19 protein-coding genes are annotated in these 21,938 nt (G+C 69.0%); 12 read left to right on the top strand and 7 right to left on the bottom strand.

All coding sequences use genetic code 11. The features are described 5' to 3' along the window. Positions 1-6: 6 nt before the first annotated feature. The 5 genes from TMO_RS10175 to TMO_RS10155 are packed head-to-tail and all read right to left on the bottom strand — an operon-like array spanning position 7 to position 5,644. Positions 7-1,215: a glycosyltransferase family protein gene (locus tag TMO_RS10175; RefSeq protein WP_014745537.1), complete on the bottom strand. Its 1,209-nt coding sequence runs from the start codon at positions 1,213-1,215 to the stop codon at positions 7-9. Positions 1,216-1,229: 14 nt separating this feature from the next. Then, positions 1,230-1,847, bottom strand: a complete 618-nt coding sequence (locus TMO_RS10170; protein ID WP_014745536.1) for a histidine phosphatase family protein — start codon at positions 1,845-1,847, stop codon at positions 1,230-1,232. Next, positions 1,844-3,034 (bottom strand): glycosyltransferase family 4 protein, encoded by a 1,191-nt coding sequence (locus TMO_RS10165; RefSeq protein WP_014745535.1) that lies wholly within the window; start codon positions 3,032-3,034, stop codon positions 1,844-1,846. The genes TMO_RS10170 and TMO_RS10165 overlap by 4 nt, the downstream gene beginning before the upstream one ends. Continuing rightward, positions 3,034-4,299, bottom strand: coding sequence for a glycosyltransferase (locus TMO_RS10160; RefSeq protein WP_014745534.1), 1,266 nt, complete (start codon positions 4,297-4,299; stop codon positions 3,034-3,036). The genes TMO_RS10165 and TMO_RS10160 overlap by 1 nt, the downstream gene beginning before the upstream one ends. Positions 4,300-4,321: 22 nt before the next feature. Next, the gene (locus TMO_RS10155; protein WP_014745533.1) at positions 4,322-5,644 is read right to left on the bottom strand and encodes a glycosyltransferase family protein; all 1,323 of its coding nucleotides are present in this window, start codon (positions 5,642-5,644) and stop codon (positions 4,322-4,324) included. 217 nt (positions 5,645-5,861) lie between these two features. Between TMO_RS10155 and hmpA the strand changes: the two genes are divergently transcribed. The 10 genes from hmpA to TMO_RS10105 all read left to right on the top strand — a co-directional run bounded on the left by hmpA (position 5,862) and on the right by TMO_RS10105 (position 17,689). Continuing rightward, the gene (hmpA, locus tag TMO_RS10150; protein WP_051045360.1) at positions 5,862-7,112 is read left to right on the top strand and encodes an NO-inducible flavohemoprotein; all 1,251 of its coding nucleotides are present in this window, start codon (positions 5,862-5,864) and stop codon (positions 7,110-7,112) included. Positions 7,113-7,198: 86 nt separating this feature from the next. Then, entirely contained in the window at positions 7,199-8,893 is a 1,695-nt protein-coding gene (locus TMO_RS10145) for a thiamine pyrophosphate-binding protein (RefSeq protein WP_014745531.1), read from the top strand. A gap of 48 nt (positions 8,894-8,941) precedes the next feature. Next, positions 8,942-9,901 carry an alpha/beta hydrolase gene (locus TMO_RS10140; protein ID WP_014745530.1) on the top strand — a complete coding sequence of 320 codons (960 nt, stop codon included), beginning with the start codon at positions 8,942-8,944 and terminating at the stop codon, positions 9,899-9,901. Positions 9,902-10,027: 126 nt separating this feature from the next. Continuing rightward, on the top strand, positions 10,028-11,560 hold the full coding sequence (locus TMO_RS10135) for a sigma-54 interaction domain-containing protein (protein WP_014745529.1): 1,533 nt from the start codon (positions 10,028-10,030) through the stop codon (positions 11,558-11,560). A 233-nt stretch (positions 11,561-11,793) separates the two neighbouring features. Continuing rightward, entirely contained in the window at positions 11,794-12,990 is a 1,197-nt protein-coding gene (locus TMO_RS10130; RefSeq protein WP_014745528.1) for a substrate-binding domain-containing protein, read from the top strand. Between the two features lie 238 nt (positions 12,991-13,228). Then, positions 13,229-14,026 carry an ABC transporter ATP-binding protein gene (locus TMO_RS10125; protein ID WP_014745527.1) on the top strand — a complete coding sequence of 266 codons (798 nt, stop codon included), beginning with the start codon at positions 13,229-13,231 and terminating at the stop codon, positions 14,024-14,026. Then, positions 14,019-14,744: an ABC transporter ATP-binding protein gene (locus tag TMO_RS10120; RefSeq protein ID WP_014745526.1), complete on the top strand. Its 726-nt coding sequence runs from the start codon at positions 14,019-14,021 to the stop codon at positions 14,742-14,744. The genes TMO_RS10125 and TMO_RS10120 overlap by 8 nt, the downstream gene beginning before the upstream one ends. Further along, a complete protein-coding gene (locus tag TMO_RS10115) occupies positions 14,741-15,748 on the top strand; it encodes a branched-chain amino acid ABC transporter permease (protein ID WP_014745525.1) in 1,008 nt (335 codons plus the stop codon). The genes TMO_RS10120 and TMO_RS10115 overlap by 4 nt, the downstream gene beginning before the upstream one ends. Before the next feature lie 15 nt (positions 15,749-15,763). Beyond that, positions 15,764-16,819, top strand: a complete 1,056-nt coding sequence (locus TMO_RS10110) for a branched-chain amino acid ABC transporter permease (RefSeq protein WP_014745524.1) — start codon at positions 15,764-15,766, stop codon at positions 16,817-16,819. Between the two features lie 3 nt (positions 16,820-16,822). Next, positions 16,823-17,689 carry an alpha/beta fold hydrolase gene (locus TMO_RS10105; protein ID WP_014745523.1) on the top strand — a complete coding sequence of 289 codons (867 nt, stop codon included), beginning with the start codon at positions 16,823-16,825 and terminating at the stop codon, positions 17,687-17,689. A 221-nt stretch (positions 17,690-17,910) separates the two neighbouring features. Here TMO_RS10105 and TMO_RS10100 read toward each other — a convergent pair whose 3' ends face one another. After that, positions 17,911-19,476 carry a DEAD/DEAH box helicase gene (locus TMO_RS10100; RefSeq protein WP_014745522.1) on the bottom strand — a complete coding sequence of 522 codons (1,566 nt, stop codon included), beginning with the start codon at positions 19,474-19,476 and terminating at the stop codon, positions 17,911-17,913. 172 nt (positions 19,477-19,648) lie between these two features. On the opposite strand from TMO_RS10100, the gene TMO_RS10095 reads away from it, so the two are divergent. After that, positions 19,649-20,185, top strand: coding sequence for a hydrolase (locus TMO_RS10095; RefSeq protein WP_041605938.1), 537 nt, complete (start codon positions 19,649-19,651; stop codon positions 20,183-20,185). 31 nt (positions 20,186-20,216) lie between these two features. Next, on the top strand, positions 20,217-20,930 hold the full coding sequence (locus tag TMO_RS10090) for an alpha/beta fold hydrolase (RefSeq protein WP_014745520.1): 714 nt from the start codon (positions 20,217-20,219) through the stop codon (positions 20,928-20,930). Here TMO_RS10090 and TMO_RS10085 read toward each other — a convergent pair whose 3' ends face one another. Beyond that, complete coding sequence (locus TMO_RS10085) at positions 20,931-21,887, bottom strand: alpha-D-ribose 1-methylphosphonate 5-triphosphate diphosphatase (RefSeq protein ID WP_014745519.1); 957 nt, start codon at positions 21,885-21,887, stop codon at positions 20,931-20,933. Between the last annotated feature and the right edge of the window lie 51 nt (positions 21,888-21,938).

Below are 21,938 nucleotides of genomic sequence, written 5' to 3'. Positions count from 1 at the left end.
CCGATGCTATCCCCTGGCCGCCAGCCGGTCGTGCAGCAGCCGTGCCGAGGCGGCGGCCCCGTCCATGTCGAGCCGCGGCCAGTCCCGTTCGGCTGCGAGGGCGCGATCGGCAGCGGCGGCCAGGCCTTCGGCGGTCAGGGTCTCTTCATCGACCACTTCGACCAGGCCGCGCTCGGCGACCAGGCCGGCGCGCAGCCCCTGTTCGGTTTCAAGTCCGCCCGCATAGGGGACCACCACGGCCGGCACCCGGTTCTCGATCACCTCCAGAAGGGTGTTGTAGCCGGCCTGTGAGATCGAAAGGGCGGCGCGGCCCAGCATGGCGACGAAATCGGGACGGGCACGCTCCACCACGAAACCGGTGGCGTCGGCCTCTGCCGCCACCCGGCTGAGATCGTCCAGCACCGGATCGGCCAGGTTCCAGCCGACCAGAAGCCGCCAGCGCCGGCGGGCGAGGGCGGGCGAGGTAAGGGCGCGGGCGGCGATGGCGGCGCGGAACAGCGCCTCGCTGACGGCGCCGCCGCCGGCGGAGACCAGCACCTCGTCCCGGCCGTCCTGCGCGCTGCCACCGGGCGGGGGCGCCGTCTCGCGGGCCCGGTCGACGACATAACCGGTATAGCGGACGAGATCCGAGACCTCGGCCATCAGCGGGAAGGTGCGCTCGAACGGCACCAGCGCCGGATCGCCATGGACCATGACCAGATCGTAATAGTGCCGCGCCCGGGACAGCATCTCGCGGCGGCGCTCTTCCTTCGGCGGCTCGACCAGGATGTCGCGCACCGAGGAGACGATCAGCGCCGGGCGGGGAAGCGCACGCGCGGCTTCCACCATCGGCACGATTTCCGAGGCGAGCTGGCGTCGGCCGAAGGGGAAGAGTTCGGTGATCACCGCCACCGGTTGCAGACGTTCGACGATCGCCACCAGATGATCGCGGCGCCGGGCGCGCCAGGCATCGTCGATCACCTGGCCGTCGGGGCCGACCAGCACCTTGAAGAACTTGTCGACCGCCCGGGCCGGCGGCAACTGGACGACATCGGCCGGGCCGGTATCCAGCCCGCGCACCGGAAAGCCGCCGCTGACATAGGTGACGGCGAAGCCGGCCGCTTCCAGCGCCCGGGTCAGGGTCGCCGCCCGCTTCTGATGGCCGATGCCGAGCAGATGCTGGACATAGAGCAGGATGCGCGGACGATCGGTGCGGCTGGTGGTGGCGTCGGTCATGTGGTCTGGCGTCCTCAGACGAGCTTCAGGTTCAGGTGACGCACGGCGACGGCGCCGGTCTCGTCGACCCGGAACAGATGGGTGGCATCCCAGGCGAGCTTTTCCGGCGGCTTGCCCAGCATCGGCCAGCCGGTGGCCGCGGCATAGATCGCGCGGATCACGCCCTTGTGGGTGACGGCCACGACATTGCGGCCATGGGTGCCGATGGCCGCCAGCCAGGGCTTCAGCCGGCGCTGGACATCGCGCGGGCTTTCGCCCTCGGGCGGGCGGAAATCCAGGCCCTGGGCTTCCATCAGGGCCATGCGGTCGGGCTGCTCTCGGCGCAGATCTTCCAGCCGCCGGCCCTCCCAGATGCCCCAGGCCATTTCGACCAGTTCGGGCGCCACCCGGGCGCCGGGCGCCCCCAGCCGGGCCGCCGTCTCGCGCGCCCGGAGGAGGGGCGAGGTGTACCAGTCATAGGCGGTGGCGATGGCGGCGGGCACCTGCCAGCCGGTCACCTCGGCGCGGCCCCGGTCGTTGAGCGGCAGGTCGTGCCGGCCCTGCATGCGGCCCTGGTCGTTCCAGTCGGTGCGGCCATGGCGGATCAGGGCCAGGATGATACCGCCGGTGGTCGGGCGGGCAGGTCCGGTCATCTCGTCTCCTCCATCGGCCGCGGCCGCCGTGCGGCATGATTGAGAGCGGCGGCGGCCAGCGCGTCGTCGAGTGCGGCTGCTGCGGCGGCCAGATCGCGGCTGGCCGCACGCCGGCCCGCCGCGGCGGCCAGCCGGGCGCGGGTCTCCCGGTCATCGATCAGCCGTCGGGTGAGGACGGCGAGGGCGGCGGTGTCTTCCGGCGGGGCCAGAAGGCCGGTCACCCCGTCATCCACCACATCGGGTACGCCGCCGGTGCGGCCGGCAACCACCGGCAGCCCCGCCGCCTGGGCTTCGAGCAGCGCCATGCCATAGGCTTCGCGCACCGCCGGCCAGACCAGGATATCGGATGCCGCCATCGCCGCGGCCAGGGGGGCGGGGGCAAGTGCCCCCAGGAAATGCACCCGGCCGGCGGCTGTGGGTTCGAGTGCCGCCGTCACCTCGGCCCGGGCGGGGCCGTCGCCTGCGACCAGCAGATGAAGCGGTGTCGCGGCGAGCGCCGGATCGGCGAGCATGCGGCCGATCACGCGGTAGCTGTCGAGCTTGTCGCCGGTCCGCATCATGCCGACCGCCAGCAGCCAGGGCCGCGCCGGATCCAGCCCGGCGGCGACGGCAAGCCGGGCACGGGCCCGGGCACGATCGGCACGGGCGGCCTGGAACAGGCCGATATCGTCCAGAAAGGGCGGCAGCAGGCGAAGCCGGTCCGCCGGCAGCAGGCGCCCCAGGCAGACGGCGTCGAGCCTGGTCATCGGCATCACCAGATCGGCGGCGGCGAGCGCATGGCGGGCGGCGTGAAAACCGGCCTGCCAGGGCCCGGTCGCGCGTTTGGGCGCATCCGACGCCTCGATCACCAGATAGGGGATGTCGAGGGCGGCCGCGACCACCGGCCCCAGGTGATCCGGCGCCTTGTGATAAAGGTGATAGGTGATCCAGGCCTCGGGGCGCGCGGCGGCGGCGGCGGGGCGCATGTAGCGACGGGCCAGCATCCGGCCGAGGGCGGTGCCGATGCGCGCGATCCGCGCCTGCCGATCAGGATCGCCGCGGCCGTCGCGGCTGCCGAAGCGGCAGGCGAGCACGGTGTCATGGCCGGCATGGCGAAGGGCGGCCAGGATCTGGCGGGCCATCCGCCGGTCGCCGCTCGGCACCGGATGATCGGGGTGTTTCAGGGGGCAGTAGAGGGCGATCCGCATCAGCGGCCTCCGCGCGCCGCCACCGCCGCCCGCAGCCGGTCGATCAGCGGCCCGACCGAGCCGGTCAGCGAGAAGGCGCCTTCAAGCCTGCGCCGCCCGGCCGCGCCCATCGCCGCCCGGCGGGCCGGATCGCCGATCAGGGACGCGAGCGCCGCCGACAGGCCGGCGGCATCATCGGGCGCCACCAGCCGGCCGTTTTCGCCGTCGTCGATGAATTCGGGAATGGCCGAAACCCGCGTCGCCACCACCGCCAGGCGCTGGGACTGGGCTTCCATCAGAACATTGGGCAGGCCGTCGCGGTCGCCGTCGCCCGCGATGCGGCTGGCGAGCACGAAGAGATCGGCCCGGCCATAGGCCTCGATCACCTCGGCCTGGGCGCGGGCACCCAGCCAGTCGATCCGGTCGGCGAGACCGAGACGGGCGGCCTGATCCTTCAGCCGGTCCTTGAGCGGCCCGCCGCCGATATGGACGAAGCGCCAGGCGAGATCCGCCGGCAGCAGGGCCAGGGCGTCGAGCACGGTGTCCCAGCCCTTTTTCTCGACCAGCCGGCCGACGCCCACCAGGATGACCGGGCGGGCCGGGTCGGTGCCGTCCGGTCCCGCCGGCTGTGGCCCAGGATCGGGAAAGCGCGAGAGGTCGAGGCCGTGATAAAGCAGCTGCACCCGGCCGTCGGGGGCGAGCGACGCCAGATGGTCGCGATTGGTGGCGGTGCAGGTGACGGCCCAGGCGCAATCCGCCAGCTTTTCGGCCTTTTCCCAATCCGGGCTGGTCCAGATGTCCTTGGCATGGGCCGACACCGACCAGGGCAGGCCGCGCATGATCGCGGCATAGCGGGCGACCGAGGCCGGGGTGTGAAGGAAATGGGCGTAGATCATCGCCACATCGTCTTCCAGCTCGGCAGCGAGCACGGCCGCCTGGCCGAAGCGGCGGATGCGGTTGCGGGTCCGGTCGCGGGCAAGATCGCGCAGCCAGACGTCCCGGGCCCGGGCGAAGCCCGGCAGGCGGGCGGCACGCCGCAGGCCGCGCAGCACGCGGAACGGCTCCTGATGGAGATATTCCGGCAGATAGCGGACCCCGGCGGTGATTTCGCGATGGACCGGATGGACGCGGGTATCGGTGGGATGGCGCAGCGATACCAGCCGAAGCGGCAGCCCGGCCACTTCCAGCGCCCGGATTTCCTGGGCTATGAAGGTCTCGGACAGGCGGGGATAGCCCTTCAGGACCACGGCGATGGTCGGTTGTTGGCCATGGCTGGCAGAGGTCACGCCGGGGCCGGGTCGCCAGCCGTCAGGGTGCCGCACGGCGTCGTGCCCCGAAATCGGCCTCGTCGGACCAGGTTTCCTCGTCGGGCGCGGCCTCGGCCTGCGGGGCCTGAAGCAGGCCGGCACCGCCGCCCGATACCTGGCGGATCCGGGCCTGGGGCCGGCCGCGCCGGTCCAACTCGGCACCCACCAGATCGGCGACCGCATCTAGCCCGTCGAGCATGCCGGCCGGCATCACCGAAGACGGGTGGGGCTGGCGCTCGAGGCCCTGCAGCGCCTCGGCCATGGCGGCGGCGCTGCGATCGGGGCCCGGATCGAGCAGCATCCGGGTCAGCCCCAGCTTCTCGGCCCGGTCGGCGCGGATGAACTGTTCCAGCCGGGGCTCGGTGCGCGGCACGATGACCGCGGGCTTGTCGAGCGACAGGATCTCGCAGAAGGTGTTGTAGCCGCCCATGGCGACCACACCCAGCGCACCGGCCATCAGGGTCTCGATATTCGCATCGAAGGTCAGCGCTTCGATCTTGTCCAGCTTCTGGGCCCGGGCGCGCAGCCGGTCGCGCGCCTCGCGGTTCATGAACGGCCCCAGCACCAGCACGGCGCGGTGCGGCAGGCTGGACCCGTGCTGTTCATAGGCCTTCAGCACCCAGTCGATCAGCTCTTCGCCATCACCGCCGCCGCCGGTGGTGACCAGGATGTACGGGTCGCCGGCGATCAGCGACTGGATGCGTTCCGATGCAGCACCACGTACCGCTTCGCGGCGCAGATAGCCGGTAAAGGTCATCTTGGCGCGGACATCCGCCGGCAGGTCGATGCCTTCCAGCGGATCATGGATTTCCGGCAGGCCGTAGACCCAGATGTCGTCGTAAAGGTCGCGCAACGCCGGCAGCACCCGCTTGCGCTTCCATTCGGGCGCCAGCTGGGCGGGCTCGTCCATCACATCGCGCAGCCCCAGCACCAGCCGGGTGCCGCGGCGCTTCAGCCGCTTCAGCGTGCGGGCGACCTCGCCGCGCAGGCCCAGCGGTTCCTTGTCCACGATGAACACGTCGGGCTCGAACACCTCGGCCGTGCGCTCGATGATCGCCCCCCTGAGCTTCAGGATGTGGTCGACGTCCATCTTGAGCTTCAGCGAGGTGTAATCGCCATTGCGCAGCTTGATGACACCCGGCACCCGGACGAAGTCGGTGCGGGTTCTGAAATCGAAGCTGCCGATGATCGGCGAACCCGAGAGGATCAGCACCGACATGTCGGGGAATGTCCCGACCAGGCCGTGTGCAATCTCGCGGCATCTGCGCAGATGGCCGAGCCCGAAGCTGTCGTGGCTGTAGATCAGCACACGCGCGCCGTTCATGCCTTCCGGAACCTCCAGCTTGCGGCATATCGGCCGGACTATGGCACAGGCCGGCAGCGGACGGGAAGCACGGATGTCGCGACGCGGTAAGGGCGCCTGCAGGGCGCGACATCCATGCAATAACATTCGCATGAAATGAATGTTATCCTTGGCGATTATAAGAAACGTCTGATATACAGCTTTTTGTCCGGGAGGGCGGCCCTGCGGGATCCGGCCCATGCACCGGACCCAAGCCAGAGTTGAAGGTTCCGGAGAGTTCCGCATGTTGAGCGACGCGACCATTACCCTCGTCAAGGCAACGGTGCCCGTGCTGCGCACCCATGGCGAGGCCATCACCACCCGGTTCTACGAGCGCCTGCTGGCCGCCCCCGAGATCGCGGCGATGTTCGATCCGGCGCATCAGCGCGACGGGTCGCAGCCGCGGGCGCTGGCGGCGGCCGTGCTGGCCTATGCCGAGCATATCGACAACCTGGCTGCGCTGGCGGGTGCGGTGGAACGCATCGCCCACAAGCATGTCGCCGTCCAGGTTCGGCCCGAGCAGTACGACGTGGTGGGGGCCAATCTGCTGGCCGCGATTTCGGACGTGCTGGGCGATGCGGCGACACCGCCGATCCTGGCGGCCTGGGGCGAGGCCTATGGTCTGCTCGCAAAGGTGTTCATCGATCGCGAGGCGGCGCTTGCCGGCGAGGTCGCGGCACGGCCGGGCGGCTGGCGCGGTTTCCGCCACTTCGTGGTCGAGGCGGTCGCCGAGGAAAGCCGCGTGATCAAGAGCTTCCTGCTGGCGCCCGAGGATGGGGGGGCACTGCCGGATTTCGCCCCCGGCCAGTATCTGACCCTGCGCCTGACCCGGCCTGACGGCACCCAGCTGCTGCGCCATTACAGCCTGGCCGGACGTGCCGCCAACGGCCGCTGGCGGATCGCGGTGAAGCGTGAACCCGAAGGCCGTGGCTCGGGCCTGCTGCACGACACGATCCGCCCCGGCGCGGTGCTGGAGGTGGCGCCGCCGGCGGGCGACTTCTTCCTGGATGCGGAGACGCCGCGGCCGATCCTGCTGCTGGGTGCCGGTGTCGGCCAGACGCCGCTGCTCGCCATGGTGGAAACCCTGGCGGCGACGCGGCCAGACCATCCGGTGATCTGGGCCCATGCGGCGATTGACGGCGAAACCCATGCCTTCGGGGCCCATCTGCGCGCGCTGGCCGAGGCGACGCCCGGCCTGGATCTGCACATCGCCTATGAGCGCCCGGGCGCATCGGACCGCGTCGGCGTGACCCATCATTCGGTCGGCCGTTTCGACGCGGAACGCATCGCCGGGCTGCTGCCCGATCGCGAGGTCGATGTCTATATGTGCGGGCCCCGGGCGTTCCAGAAGGCGCAGGCCCGGCACCTGATCGCGGCCGGGGTCGCGCCCGCGAACATCCGCTACGAACTGTTCGGCGTGACCGACGAGGCCATCCTCGGCGCCGCCTGACGGGGGGACCCCGAGACATCGTCAATCGCCCCTGCTGTCTGCCGTCTTGAAGCGATGCCGCGACTGTCGGCAGAATGATGTGCGCCATGCGCGATCATCATGCGGATACGAAGCGGCAGGGGCGAGACGACATGGGGGACGGGCAGAGGTCGGTCGCGCGGATGATCGCGGCGGTGCTGGAGGATGAGGGCGTTACCCACGTCTTCGGCAATCCGGGTTCCACCGAACTGCCTCTGCTCGATGCCGTCGCCCGCGCACCCGGGCTCAGCTATGTGCCGGCGCTTCAGGAGGCAGTCGCCGTCGCCATGGCCGACGGCTATGCCCATGCCGCCGGCAGGGTGGGGGTCGCCCATCTCCACACCGCTTCCGGGCTTGGCCATGCCATGGGGGCGATGATCGGGGCGGCGCGCATGCGCACGCCGCTGGTGGTCATCGCCGGCCAGCAGGACAGCCGGCATCTGATCCGCGCCCCCTGGCTGGCCGATGATCTGGTGGGCATTGCCCGGCCGGTGGTGAAGCATGCCCATGAACTGACCCGGCCCGAGGATGCCGGCCAGGTGCTGCGCCGGGCCTTTGCGCTGGCCCGGGCCTGGCCGCCGGGGCCGGTCTTTCTGTCGCTGCCGGTCGATCTGACGCTTGCCGCCGCCGACCCGCCACCGCCGCGCATTCCCGCGCCGGCCCCGGCTGCGGGTGACATCGATGCCGCGGCGTCGATGATCGCAGGTGCGGAGGCCGATGATCTGGTGCTTCTGGTGTCGGACACGCTGGCCGGGCCGCAGGGGATGAGGGCGGCGATCGCCTTTGCCGATGCCACGGGCTGCCGGGTCTTTGCGACCCCGGTGCCGCGCGCCCATCTTTTCCCGACCGATCACCCGGGCTGGCGTGGTGTGCTGCCGCCCGATCTGGCGGAGATCCGCTCGATCCTCGGCGACGCACGGCTGGCGGTGCTGGCGGGAGAGGGGGCGATCAGGCCCTATCACTACCGGCCCGGACCCACCCTGCCGCAGGGGATGCGGGTCATCCAGCTGGCCCGCGATCCGGCGGCGCCCGGGCTCGACGTCGCGGCCGATCTGGTGGTCGGCGGCGATCCGGCGGCAGGCCTTGCCGCACTCTCTGCGGTCGTGGCGCGGCCGGGCGTCGCCGCCGTCACCATGCGGCGGCGGGCGGAGAAGGCGGTCGCCGATGCCGGCTTCACGGCGCGGCTCGACAGGCTTCGCGACCGGCTGCCGCTGCATCCGATGATCGCCGCCGATGCGGTGCTGAAGGCGGCCCCGCGGGGCGTGACCGTGGTCAACGAGGCCTCGGCCCTGATCGGGGGGCTGCGCCGGCTCTGGCAGGGCGGCATCGGCGACCGGCATGATTTCGTCGCCAGCGCCGGGCTGGGCTGGGGCATGCCGGCGGCTGCGGGCGTCGCACTCGCAACCGGCCGGCCGGTACTGTGCATGACGGGTGATGGCGGTGCCATGTATGCGCCGCAGGCGCTGTGGACGGCCGCCCGGCTGCGGCTGCCGGTCATCTTCGTGATCCTGAACAACCGGCGCTACGACATTCTGATGCGGACGGCGACGGCGATGGGGCTGGAGAGTGCTGCGGCAGGGCATGCCGTCGGCATGGTTCTGGACGATCCCGCCATCGCCTTCGATCAGCTGGCGGCGTCGATGGGGGTGGAGCATCTCCGTGCCGACACCGTGGCCGCAATCCGGGACGGCCTGCCAGGGTTGCTCGGGGCAGGGCGGCCGGCTGTTCTGGAGATCACCATCGGCGGTGCCGATCCGTATTGACCGGCATGTCGTTCAATGAGATTGCGTCGCAATCCAAGTTGCGGTCCCATGGGCGCCCGGATCGACCTGCTGGAGATGCCCGTCGTGCTGCGCCCGCTGATGCCCTTTGCCGCCGCTTTCGTTCTGGCCTTCGCGCTCTCGGGGACGCCGCTGCCCGCCAGGGCTGCGGGGGCACCCGGGGTTGCGGATGCCGTGCCGGTGGCGCCGGGCCTGCACGCTTTCGACCTGACGGCGGCGCGCAACGGCCTGACCTATCGGGTGGATGTGTCGGTGCCGCCGGTCACCCCGCCGCCGGGCGGGTTCCCGGTGCTCTATGTGCTCGACGGCAATGCCTTCTTCGGTGTGGCCGGTACCACGGCCAGGCTGTTAGGGTGGGAACGGCCGATTGCGGTGGTGGCGATCGGCTATCCCGGTGTGATCGGCTTCGATCTTACCCGGCGCTATCTGGATTTCACCTCGGCGGTGACACCCCGGGGACGGTCGATCATGGGCACGCGCGCACCGAAAGTGCCGACCGGTGGCGACGAGGCGTTTCTGGACGTCATTCTGAACGAGATCCGTCCCGAGGTGGTCCGTCGTTTCCCGGTGAACGACGACCGGGCGAGCCTGTTCGGCCATTCGCTCGGCGGACGTTTCGTGCTGCACGCCGCGTTCACCCGGCCGCATACCTTCCGGCGCTGGATGGCCTCCAGCCCGTCGATCTGGTGGAACGATCGGGAACTACTGACCGAGGAGGCGAATTTCGCGGCACGGGCCGATCGGCCTGCATTGAATCTGACGCTTGCCGTCGGTGGTGCCGAGCAGGATCCGGAGGCGGACGATACGCCGGAACGTGTCGCTTTCCGCAACATGGCGCGAATGATCGACGGCGTCCGGGACATGTATGTACGCCTGGTCGAGCTGCAGGGCGATGCCGGTCATCTGGAGCTGCTGGTGGTGCCTGGCGAAGGCCATATCAGCATGGTTCCCGCAGCCCTTGCCCGTGCCGTGCGTCGTGCAGGCGAGTAGTCGCCGCACAGCGGAGGCCTTCGGCTTGCATCGCCCGTAACGCGCGCCTAGGCTTGGCACCAGGGTTCCGGCGGGCGATGGCCGTCCATAATGGCCAGGTGCCGGCAGGGGGGAGATGCAGGCTGGATGGAGCGGCTGATCGACAGCGTGGCGGCGCGCCGGCGCCGGGCCGCGGCCGCGCGCGAGGCGGGCCTCAGGGACCGGGTCGCGCGCGCGGCAGTGGAGCTGTTCGACCAGCTCTATGAAGGCGCCGTCCTGATCGATGCCGCCGGCACCGTGCTCTGGATGAACGACAAATACCGCGCGATCCTGGGCTGGAACGGCATGGACCCCGTGGAAGGGCGACCGGTCGAGGACATCATTCCCAACAGCCGGTTGCGCGAAGTGGTGGCCAGCGGCCGCGCGGATCTGATCGATATTTTCGAAGTCGAAGGCCGCCAGCTGGTGGTCAGCCGCATCCCGCTGAAGGACGAGGATGGCCGGGTCTCGGGCGCGGTGGGCATGATCCTCTACGACCGGGTGCAGTCGCTGAAGCCGCTGGTCGACAAGTTTCAGGGGATGCAGCGCGATCTGGAAACCGCCCGCCGCCAGCTGGCCGATGCCCGCCGGGCCAAATACGGCTTCTCGCAGTTCATCGGCAATTCCGAGGCGGTGCGGCTGCTGAAGCGCCAGGCCCGCCGGGCGGCCGAGCGTGACATCACCGTGCTGCTGCTGGGCGAGACCGGCACCGGCAAGGAGATGCTGGCTCATGCGCTGCATGCGGCGAGCGAGCGGCAGGCCGGGCCGATGGTGCGGGTGAACACCGCCGCCATCCCCGAAAACCTGCTGGAGGCGGAGCTGTTCGGCGTGGCGCCCGGCGCCTATACCGGTGCCGGTAACAAGCCGCGCGACGGCAAGATCCGGCTGGCCCATGGCGGCACGCTGTTCCTGGACGAGATCGGCGACATGCCGCTCAGCCTGCAATCCAAGCTGCTCAGGGTGTTGCAGGAACGCGAGGTCGAGCCCTTGGGCTCCAATCGCGTGATCCCGGTGGATGTGCGGGTGATTGCGGCCACCAGCCGCGATCTGGGCCGGATGGTCGAGGACGGCCGGTTCCGCGCCGATCTTTATTACCGCCTGAACGTATTGCCGCTGCGCCTGCCGCCGCTGCGCGAGCGGCTGGACGATATCGAGCCGCTGGCCGATGCCCTGCTGGAACGGCTGGCGATCGAACAGGGCGGCCGGCCCCGTCGGCTGACCGATCGGGCGGTCGCCCGGCTGCAGCGCCATGACTGGCCGGGCAATGTGCGCGAGCTTGCCAATCTGCTGGAACGGGCGGCGCTGCTGACCGACGAGGCTGAAATCGATGCCGGCCATCTGGACGGGCTGATCGCCGCCGGGCAGCCCGGCACGACGGTAGCCGATCCGGTGGTGGGGGCCGATCCGGTGATGGGGGCCGATCCGGTGGCGACGGACGGGCCGGCCAGTGCCGCCGAGACCGTGGAACCGCTGCGTGAGGCGCTGGCGGCGGCTGAACGCGATGCCATCCGCCGGGCTCTGGCCGCGGCGGGCGGGGTGAAGACCCAGGCGGCGAAACTGCTGGGGATTTCCCGGGCACAATTCTACGAAAAACTCGCAACCCACGGCATCGAGGCCGGGCTGCCGGGACCTCGCGGCTGACCCGTCCGGAATTCCGGACAGAGGGCGAGGTGTCCGGCAGACCGGACGCTCCGGCGTCCGGAAAGCCGGACAGGATGCGGTGCGGCATCTTCTGTTGCGTTGCGGTAAGTGCCTGCTTTCCGAACATGTCGCATGAGTGGCATGCCCCTTGCTGTTTCTATCCTGAAACGGTTGCGCCGGGAGCGTAGCGCAGCCGTCAGGGCACCAAGAACAGGGTAGGGAGGCTGACCCCAATGTCGCTCAACTGGAAGCGCCTGGCCGTCGCGGCAGCGACGGCGGCGGCGATCGGCACGGCGCCCGCGATGGCGGCCGATCCGATCAAGATCGCGCTGATCTCGGGCAAGACCGGGCCGCTGGAGGCCTATGCCAAGCAGACCCATACCGGTCTGATGATGGGCCTGGAATATGCGACCCAGGGCACGATGGAACTCGACGGCCGCAAGATCGAGGTCATCGAGAAGGACACCCAGCTGAAGCCGGAAATCGCCCGCGCGGTGCTGGCGGAAGCCTATGGCGACGACGAGGTCGACCTTGCCATCGGCCCGACCTCTTCGGGCGACGCGCTGGCGATGCTGCCGGTGGCGCAGGAATACGAGAAGATCCTGCTGGTCGAGCCGGCGGTGGCGGATTCGATCACCGGCGACAAGTGGAACCGCTACATCTTCCGGACCGGTCGCAACTCGTCGCAGGATGCCATCTCGAACGCCGTGGCGCTGGGCAAGCCGGGCGTGAAGATCGCGACGCTGGCCCAGGATTACGCCTTCGGCCGCGACGGCGTCGCCGCCTTCCGCGAGGCGCTTGCCTCGACCGGCGCCGAGATCGTCCACGAGGAATATGTCCCGCGCGACACCACCGACTTCACCGCCCCGGCGCAGCGCATCTTCGACGCGCTCGACGGCGTGCAGGGCGACAAGGTGCTGTTCGTGATCTGGGCCGGCGCCTCCACGCCCTTTGCCAAGCTGGCGGCGATGGAGCCCGAGCGGCGCGGCATCAAGATCGCGACCGGCGGCAACATCCTGCCGGCCATGGCTGCCTATAAGGCGTTGCCGGGCATGGAGGGCGCCACGTATTACTATTACGACATTCCGAAGAACCCGGTGAACGACTGGCTGGTGACCGAGCATCAGAAGCGCTTCGGCACGCCGCCGGACTTCTTTACCGCCGGCGGCATGTCGGCCGGCATCGCTGCGGTCGAGGCCATCCGCAAGGCCGGCTCCACCGAGACGGAAGACCTGATCAAGGCCATGGAAGGCATGGAGTTCATGTCGCCCAAGGGCAAGATGATCTTCCGCAAGGAAGACCATCAGGCGCTTCAGGAGATGTACCACTTCAAGATCAAGGTCGACGACAACGTCGCCTGGGGCATCCCCGAGCTGGTGCGTGTCATCGGTATCGACGAAATGAATGTGCCGGTGCGCAACAAGCGCTGACCGGAGCGGGTGCTGATCCCGTGATCGTGTGTGACGGGGCGGGGCGGTTCTGCATGCCTCCCCCGGGTGCGGGCCTCTCTTCCCCCGCCGCCGTCACACACGGGTCTTCCGCCGCAGCCCGGGTGGTCCATGAACCCCGGTCGCCCGGCTGCGGCGGCAGAACCCCCACGGCTGCCCATACCAGTTGTTTCCCATACCAGACGCCGCCATCTGCGGCGCAGGCATCCACGGACACGGCATGACCGCTTCATCCGCCGCGGGCCAGGGCGGCGCCAGGCCGGCGCTCGAAACCCGCGACCTCACCGTGCGCTTCGGCGGCCACGTCGCCGTGAACGGCGTCAGCTGCCGGTTCGACCGCGGCACGCTGACCGCGATCGTCGGCCCCAACGGCGCCGGCAAGACCACCTATTTCAACTTGATTTCCGGCCAGTTGAAGGCGACCGCGGGCGAGGTGCTGCTCGACGGCCACGACCTGTCCTCGCATGGCGCGGCCGGGCGCACCCGGCGCGGTATCGGCCGCGCCTTCCAGCTGACCAACCTGTTTCCCAACCTCACGGTGCGCGAGAATGTGCGCCTGGCGGTGCAGGCCCGCCGCGGCCGCGGCTTCGACATCTTCTCGATGGCCGCCCATGGGCGGCATCTGATCGAGCGGGCCGACGAGATCCTGGAGCGGGTGCGCCTGGCCGCGCGCGGCGAGGATGTGGTCGCAACCCTGCCGCATGGCGACCAGCGCAAGCTGGAGGTGGCGATCCTGATCGCGCTCGAGCCCTCGATCTTCATGTTCGACGAGCCGACCGCGGGCATGAGCGTCGACGAGGTGCCGGTGATCCTGGACCTGATCCACGAGATCAAGGCCGATCCCGCCAAGACCGTGCTGCTGGTGGAGCACAAGATGGATGTGGTCCATTCGCTGGCCGACCGGATCATCGTGCTGCACAACGGCTATCTGGTCGCTGATGGCGACCCGCGAGAGGTGGTCGCCTCGCCGATCGTGCAGGAAGCCTATCTGGGCATGGGGGCCGCCACACATGTCTGACGCCCTGCTCACCCTTGCCGGCGTGCACACCCATATCGGCCAGTATCACATCCTTCAGGGGGTGGATCTGGTGGTGCCGCGCGGCGGACTGACCATGCTGCTGGGCCGCAACGGTGCCGGCAAGACCACCACGCTGCGCACGATCATGGGCCTCTGGCAGGCCTCGCAGGGGCAGATCACCTTCGACGGGCGCGACATCACCAGGGCTCATACCGCCGATCTCGCCGCTTCCGGCATCGCCTATGTGCCCGAAGATATGGGCATCTTCGCCGGGTTGACGGTACGCGAGAACATGGTGCTCGCCGCCCGGTCGGGGCCCATGGACCAGAAGCGCCTCGCCTGGATCTACGAGCTGTTTCCGGCCCTTGAGAAGTTCTGGAACTGGCCGGCCGGCAATCTGTCGGGCGGGCAGAAGCAGATGCTGGCCATCGCCCGGGCGATCGTGGAGCCGCGGGAGCTGCTGATCGTGGACGAACCGTCCAAGGGGCTGGCACCGGCGATCATCGGCCATCTGATCCAGGCCTTCCGCGAGCTCAAATCGACCCACACGACCATTCTGATGGTCGAACAGAATTTCAGCATGGCGACCGCACTCGGTGACACGGTGGCGGTGATGGATGACGGCCGCGTCGTCCATGCGGGTTCGATGCACGAACTCGCCCATGACGGAGATCTTCAGCGCCGCCTGCTCGGCCTCAGCCTGGACGCTCATCAATGACCGCGCGCGCCCTCAAGACCGCCGGACTGGTCGAGCGGCATGCCCCGCTCGCGCTCGCCGGCCTGATCCTGTTCCTGCCGCTCATCGCCATCGATCCCGGCACCTGGATGGTGCTGGCGGTCGCCGGCCTCGCCATGGGCATGATGATCTTCCTGATGGCATCGGGGCTCACCCTGGTTTTCGGCCTGATGGATGTGCTGAATTTCGCCCATGGGGCTTTTGTGGCCGTCGGCGCCTATCTGGCGACCGGGCTGCTGGCGCCGGGCGGCCCCTTCCATGACATGCTCGGCATCTCTCTGCTGGGGGATGTGGGGGCGATGCTGCTCTCGATCCTGGTCGCCTGCGTGGTGGCCGGCATTCTGGGCCTCGCCTTCGAGCGGATCATCGTGCGCCGGGTCTATGGCGCGCATCTGCGCCAGATCCTGATCACGGTCGGCGGGCTGATCGTCGCCGAACAGCTGATCACGGTGATCTGGGGCCCGGATCCGATCCCGCTGCCCAAGCCTGAAACCCTGCGCGGCTCGATCTTCTTTGGTGACATCGCGGTCGAGCGCTATCGGCTGGTCGCCTGCGTGCTGGGCCTCGTCGCCCATATCGGCATGCATTTCGCGCTCAACCGCACCCGCATCGGCCTGCTGGTCCGCGCAGGCGTCGAGAACCGCGAGATGGTCGAGGCGCTGGGCTACAAGGTCCGCCGGCTGTTCGTCGGAGTCTTCGTGGCCGGCACGGCACTTGCGGCCTCGGGTGGCGTGATGTGGGCGCTCTATCAGGAGCTGGTGACCGTCCATATCGGCGCGGATGTCATGATCCTGGTGTTCATCGTGGTGATCATCGGCGGGCTGGGCTCGGTGGGCGGCTGCTTCCTCGGCGCCCTGCTGGTGGGGCTGACCGCCAATTTCATGGGCTATCTGGCCCCGACGCTTGCGCTCGGCTCCAACATCCTGCTGATGGTGGCGGTGCTGCTCTGGCGACCCCGCGGGCTTTATCCCGCGACGAAGAACTGAGCCGGAGGCAAGCCCATGCTCAACTGGATCATCTCCGGCGATCATCCGCGCAGCCGCATCCTGACCATCGTTCTGCTGGTCGTGCTGCTGGGTCTCGCCTTCGCCCCCTTCGTCTTCCCCGGCACCCGCTCGCTTGCGGTTGCGGCGCGCATCTGCGTGCTGATCGTGCTGGTCGCCTCGTACGATATCCTGCTCGGCTATACCGGCATCGTTTCCTTCGCCCACACCATGTTCTTCGGCATCGGCGCCTATGGGGTCGCGATCTCACTGAATGCGCTGGGCCCGAGCTGGGGGGCGGTGGGCCTCGGCACGGTTGCGGGCGTGCTGCTCTCGATCGTGGTGGCGGCGGTGATCGGCCTGCTGTCGCTCAGGGTGAGGGCGATCTTCTTCAGCATGATCACGCTTGCGGTGGCGAGCTTCTTCCTGATCCTGGCGTCGCAGCTCTCGTGGCTGACCGGCGGCGAGGACGGCATGTCGTTCAGCATCCCGCGGCTGCTGAGCCCGGCCTTCAAGCTGGTCGACGGCGAGGTGCTGGGCCAGAAGATCAACGGCCGCATCATCGCCTATTACCTGGTCTTCCTCGTCTCTCTGCTGCTGTTCCTGTTCATGCTGCGCGTGGTCAACTCGCCCTTCGGCCGGGTGCTTCAGGCCATCCGCGAGAACGACTTCCGGGCCGAGGCGCTGGGCAACAGGGTGGTGATCTATCGCACCGCCGCCTCGTGCCTGGTGGCGGCGCTGGCGGCGCTGGCCGGTGTGCTGAACGCGCTCTGGCTGCGCTATACCGGCCCCGATGCGACGCTCTCTTTCGCGATCATGCTCGACGTGCTGCTGATGGTCGTGATCGGCGGCATGGGGACGCTTTATGGTGCGGTGATCGGCGTGGTGATCCTCAGCCTGGCGCAGTTCTATCTTCAGGACCTGATGGGCACGGCCTCCGAGGCGCTGGCCGGCATCCCGATCCTGCCCGAGCTGATCGCCGCCGATCGCTGGATGCTGTGGCTGGGCATCCTGTTCGTGCTCTCGGTCTACTTCTTCCCAACCGGCATCGTCGGCAAACTCAGGGAACGCTGATCCATGACCTTCACCCCCGATCCCACCTCGCCCCCGAATCCCACCTCAGAATTCCTGACCGCCTGCGGTCATGAAATCCATCTGATGCACTGGTCGAAGGACCGGTCGGACCCGGTGGTGATGTGGCACGGCCTTGCCCGGACCGGCCGTGATTTCGACCCCTGCGCGGCGTATTTCGCCGATCGCTACCGCATCGTGGCCCCCGACACCATCGGCCGCGGCCTGTCGTCGTGGTCAAAGACCCCCGATGCCGAGTACCGGCTGGAGCATTACGCCGATATCGCGGTGGAGCTGCTCGACCGGCTGGGCATCGAGCGGATGCGCTGGGTGGGCACCTCGATGGGCGGTGCCATCGGCATGGTGCTGGCCGCAGGCCCGCTGCGGGACCGGATCACCCATCTGGTCCTGAACGATATCGGCCCGGCACTGTCGCCGGTGGCGGTCGGCCGGATCCGGTCTTACGTCACCCAGCCACCGGTTTTCGACACGGTGCTGGAGCTGGAGGCCTATCTGCGCACCATCTACGCCCCCTATGGCGCGATCACCGATGCCCAATGGCGGCAGATGGCCGAAACCTCCACCCGCCGCCGCGATGACGGCAAGGTGACCGTGCATTATGACCCTGCCGTCATGCGCGTTTTTGCAGAGACGACAGACGATTTCGAGATGTGGGATGCCTGGGATGCCATTCGTGCCAAGACCTTGGTCATGCGCGGTGAGACCAGTGACCTGCTGACTCAGGATACGGCCGAAGAAATGACCCGCCGCGGGCCCAAGGCGAGACTTGCGGTCATTCCCGGCTGCGGGCATGCTCCGGCTCTGAACGTTCCCGACCAGTTGCAGCTGATCGAGGACTTCCTCGCCAGCTGATTTTTGACGCCCTTCCTCGCTGCGGCCGGTTCCGGGAACCGGTCATGGCGGGGGCCTCGATCGGCGGGGCCGGGAGACAGCCCGCCGGTCGAAACTGGACCGCCCTGGAAGCTGTGCTTCCAGGGCGGTTTTTTCGTCGAGCCGTGCGCCGGAATGCCGTGCCACAAAAAAAACCCCCGGAGACTCTCTCCGGGGGCGATGTCGTCCGGTGGTGCAGCCGGTCAGCCCGTGCGGGCAGATTTCAGCATGAAGGCCGGAATGTCCTTGCCGAAGCCCAGCGGCGTGTCGTCTTCACGCTGGCGGCGCTCGGACGAACGGGCCCGCTCGGGCTTGCGCTCGGCTGCACGGCGGGGCTCAGGAGCCGGTGCAGGGACTTCCTCGACGGCCTCGACCTCATCAACGGCAGCCTCAGCCTCCACGACCTCGACAGGCCGGCTCTCGACGGAGCGGGGCGCGCGACGCTTGCGCCGCTCGGGCTTTGCAGCCGGGGCAGGGGCGTCGTCGACCGCAGGTGCAGCCTCTTCGGCCTGGACGTCTTCGGCCGGCAGGTCTGCGCCTTCGGCCTCGCGGCGCCGCCGCGGACGGGTGCGGGCACCACGGGGGGTGCGGCCGCCGGCTGCGGCTTCGGTTTCGGCGTCAGCCGGGGCTTCGGCCGGCGCCTTGACCGACAGATCGCTCAGCTCTTCCAACGGCTTGCCTCCCAGCAGGGCGACCACGCGGTCGTAGAGCTTCTTGTCCTCGGGCGTGACCAGCATGATCGCGGTGCCGCTGCGACCGGCACGGCCGGTCCGGCCGATGCGGTGGATATAGTCTTCCGCGGCCAGCGGCACATCGTAATTGAACACGTGGCTGACATGTTCGATGTCGAGCCCGCGGCCGGCAACGTCGGTCGCGATCAGGAACTTGATCCGGTTGTCGCGGAAGGCGGCCAGCGTCTCGTTGCGCGCATCCTGGGTCATGTCGCCATGGAGCGCGCCGACATCGTGGCCGGCCCGCTTCAGCGCCTCGTAGAGAGTCGCGACCGTGCGCTTGCGATTGCAGAAAATGATGCCGTTGCCGACCGGCTCGTTGCGCATCAGGGTCTCGAGCGGGCGGCGCTTGGCGCGCTCGTTCGGCACCTGGACGACCAGCTGACGGACGGTGGAGGCGGCGGTGGACTGCGGCGCCACCGACACTTCTTTGGGGTTCATCAAGAACTTGTCGGCCAGACGCCGAATCTCGGGCGGCATGGTCGCCGAGAACAGCAGGGTCTGGCGGATCTGCGGCAGAAGGCTGGCGATCCGCTCAAGATCCGGGATGAAACCCATGTCGAGCATACGGTCGGCTTCGTCGACCACCAGAATGCGGACGTCGGTCAGCAGCACGCGGCCGCGCTCGAAATGATCGAGCAGGCGTCCGGGCGTCGCGATCAGCACGTCGACGCCCTTGTCGAGCGCCTTCTCCTGGTCGGAGAACGACACGCCGCCGATGAGCAGGGCCATCGACAGCGGCGTGTACTTGCCGTAGGTGTTGAAATTCTCGGCGATCTGCTGCGCCAGCTCGCGGGTCGGCGTCATGATCAGCGAACGCGGCATGCGCGCACGCACCCGGCCCTGAGCCAGGATGTCGATCATCGGCAGGGTGAAGGATGCCGTCTTGCCGGTGCCGGTCTGCGCGCAGCCGAGCACGTCCCGCCCCTGGAGCACCCAGGGGATGGCCTTCTCCTGGATGGGGGTCGGCTGATTGTAGCCGGCGTCAGTGACCGCCCGCAGGACTTCGGCACTCAGGCCCAGATCTTCGAATGTCATTGCGAGACGGTACGCCCGATCTGCTTGTCGATATCCGGATGTGTGGGCCATATATAACCGCCGCGGCGTGCAAGTCAATCACGGCGACCGGCCGTAACCCCCAGGAGGCAAGGACTTGACTGATTTCTCCCCCCGCCGCCCCGAAAACCGCACCCGTCCGGCCGGTGCGCTGATGGATGCAGATGCCGACCTGCTGGTGGTGATCGACCTTCAGGCCCGGCTGATGCCGGCGATTTCTGGCGGCGAGGCCGCGGTTGCCGATGCCGGCCGCCTGATCGACGGCGCCCGGGCGTTGGGCATTCCGGTGCTGGCGACCGAACAGTATCCCCAGGGGCTGGGCCCGACGGTCGACATGATCCGCAACCGGCTCCACCCGTCGGAGATCGTGTCCAAGATCACCTTCTCGTCCTGGAACGAGAATGCGTTCCGCGACCGGGTGATCGCGTCTGGGCGTCGGCGCCTGGTGGTCTGTGGCACCGAAGCCCATGTCTGTGTGCTGCAGACCGTGCTTGACGCCGCCCGCGCCGGCTTCCGGCTTGCGGTGGTCGCCGATGCGGTGGCAAGCCGCGCGCCCGCCAACAAGGCGCTCGCCCTCGACCGAATGGCCCGGCATGGCGTCGAGATCGTCTCGACCGAGATGGTGTTGTTCGAATGGCTGGGCCGCGCCGGCGATGACCGCTTCAAGGCGGTGCTGCCGCTGATCCGCTGAGCGTGTTACACATTCCGAAAGGTTGTTACGGATGTCCGACCGCCTGCCCCTGGTCCTGCTGCCGGGCCTGCTCTGTGACCATGACCTCTGGGCATCGGTTCTCGATGGGCTTTCGGAGCGCGCCGACATGACGGTGGCCGACCTCACCCGGGATGACAGCGTGGGTGCCATGGCCGCCCGGGTGCTCGACGAGGTGATGGCCCCGCGCTTCGCCCTCGCCGGGCTGTCGATGGGCGGCTATGTGGCGCAGGAGATCATGCGCCAGGCGCCCGACCGGGTGATCGGCCTGGCCCTGCTCGATACCTCCGCCCGGGCCGATACCGAAGAGCAGAAGGCGCGGCGTCGGGCGCTGATCGACGTGGCGAGCCGCGGCCGTTTCAAGGGTGTGACGCCGCGCCTGCTGCCGGTGCTGATCCACGAAGACCGGTTGACCGACGACGCGTTGACCGGGCGGATCATGGCCATGGCGGAGAGGGTCGGCCATCCCGCCTTTCTGCGCCAGCAGGAGGCGATCATGGCCCGACCGGACGGGCGGGCGGATCTCGCCCGGATTGCCTGTCCAACGCTGGTGGTCTGCGGGCGCGAAGACGCGCTGACCCCGCTGCCGCTGGCCGAGGAGATGGCGGCCGCAATCCCTGGGGCCGAGCTTCGTGTCATCGAAGATTGCGGACATCTGCCGCCGATGGAACGTCCGGCCGAAGCGGTGGCTGCGATGGCCGGCTGGCTTGACCGCCTGACGGCCTGATCAGATCTGACGAGTGAGCAGGCGCACGCCTGTCGCATCGGCATACATCACCCGGCCATTGACGATGGTGAGCGCCACCCGCGGCACCAGCGGATCGGTATCGTCGACCACGACCAGATCGGCGCGCAGATCCGGCGCGAGGCGGCCGCGGTCGCTGAGCCCTGCGGCACGCGCCGGCCCTGCCGCGACCAGCGACCAGGCCCGCGCAAGACCGAGCCCGGTCGTGGCGGCGGTCACGAAGGGGGCCGAGAGCAGTGCCGCATGGCTGTAATCGCTGGCGACCAGGGTGGCGGCACCGGCGGCGACGGCGTCGCGCGCATCCAGCCGTCCGGCGTGGCTGGTGCCGCGCAGCAGGTTAGGGGCACCGACCATCACCTCGTCACCGGCCGAGACGGCCGCTCTGGCCGTCGCCATGTCGACCGGGAATTCGGCGATGCGGGCACCGAGCGAGCGGGCAGCGCTGCGTGCCTCGGGCGTCTCGTCGTCATGGGACAGCAGGGGGATGCCGGCATCACGGGCGAGGGCTGCAAGCCGGCGTGCTGCGGCCCATTGTTCCGTCCGATCGGCCGCCAGCGCATCGATCCTGGCCAGAAGCTCGTCGGTCGACAGGCCGGACCGACCGGCGACGACCGCGAGCTTCGCAGGCCGGGTGCGCATGGCGACGAAATCGGGCAGATGATCGTTGAGCGCCAGAAGATCGATCAGCCCGCCCGCAAGCCAGGCCTCGACCCGTGCGGCACCTGCGGCATTGGCGACTTCGTGGCGCAGATGAATGCGGGTATCGACCATCAGCCGGGGCTTCAGGGCGTGGATCGCCAGGATCAGGGCTTCCGCCGCGTCCAGGCTGCGCAACCCCGGCTCCCATGACGCCGTGATGCCGTGCGCGGCCGTGGTGATGCCCAGCGCCGCCATCTGGCGGTCGGTATCGACGAGGCCCAGATCGACCGGAAAATGCACGCCGGGGCGGGGCGATGACCTGACGCTCGAAGGCGTCCCCGTGCAGGTCGA

Origin of the sequence: Tistrella mobilis KA081020-065 (assembly GCF_000264455.2) — a bacterium.
GTDB classification, from domain to species: domain Bacteria; phylum Pseudomonadota; class Alphaproteobacteria; order Tistrellales; family Tistrellaceae; genus Tistrella; species Tistrella mobilis.
Note: the sequence above shows the minus strand (reverse complement) of the source record. Positions and strands in the feature narration are given on the sequence as shown.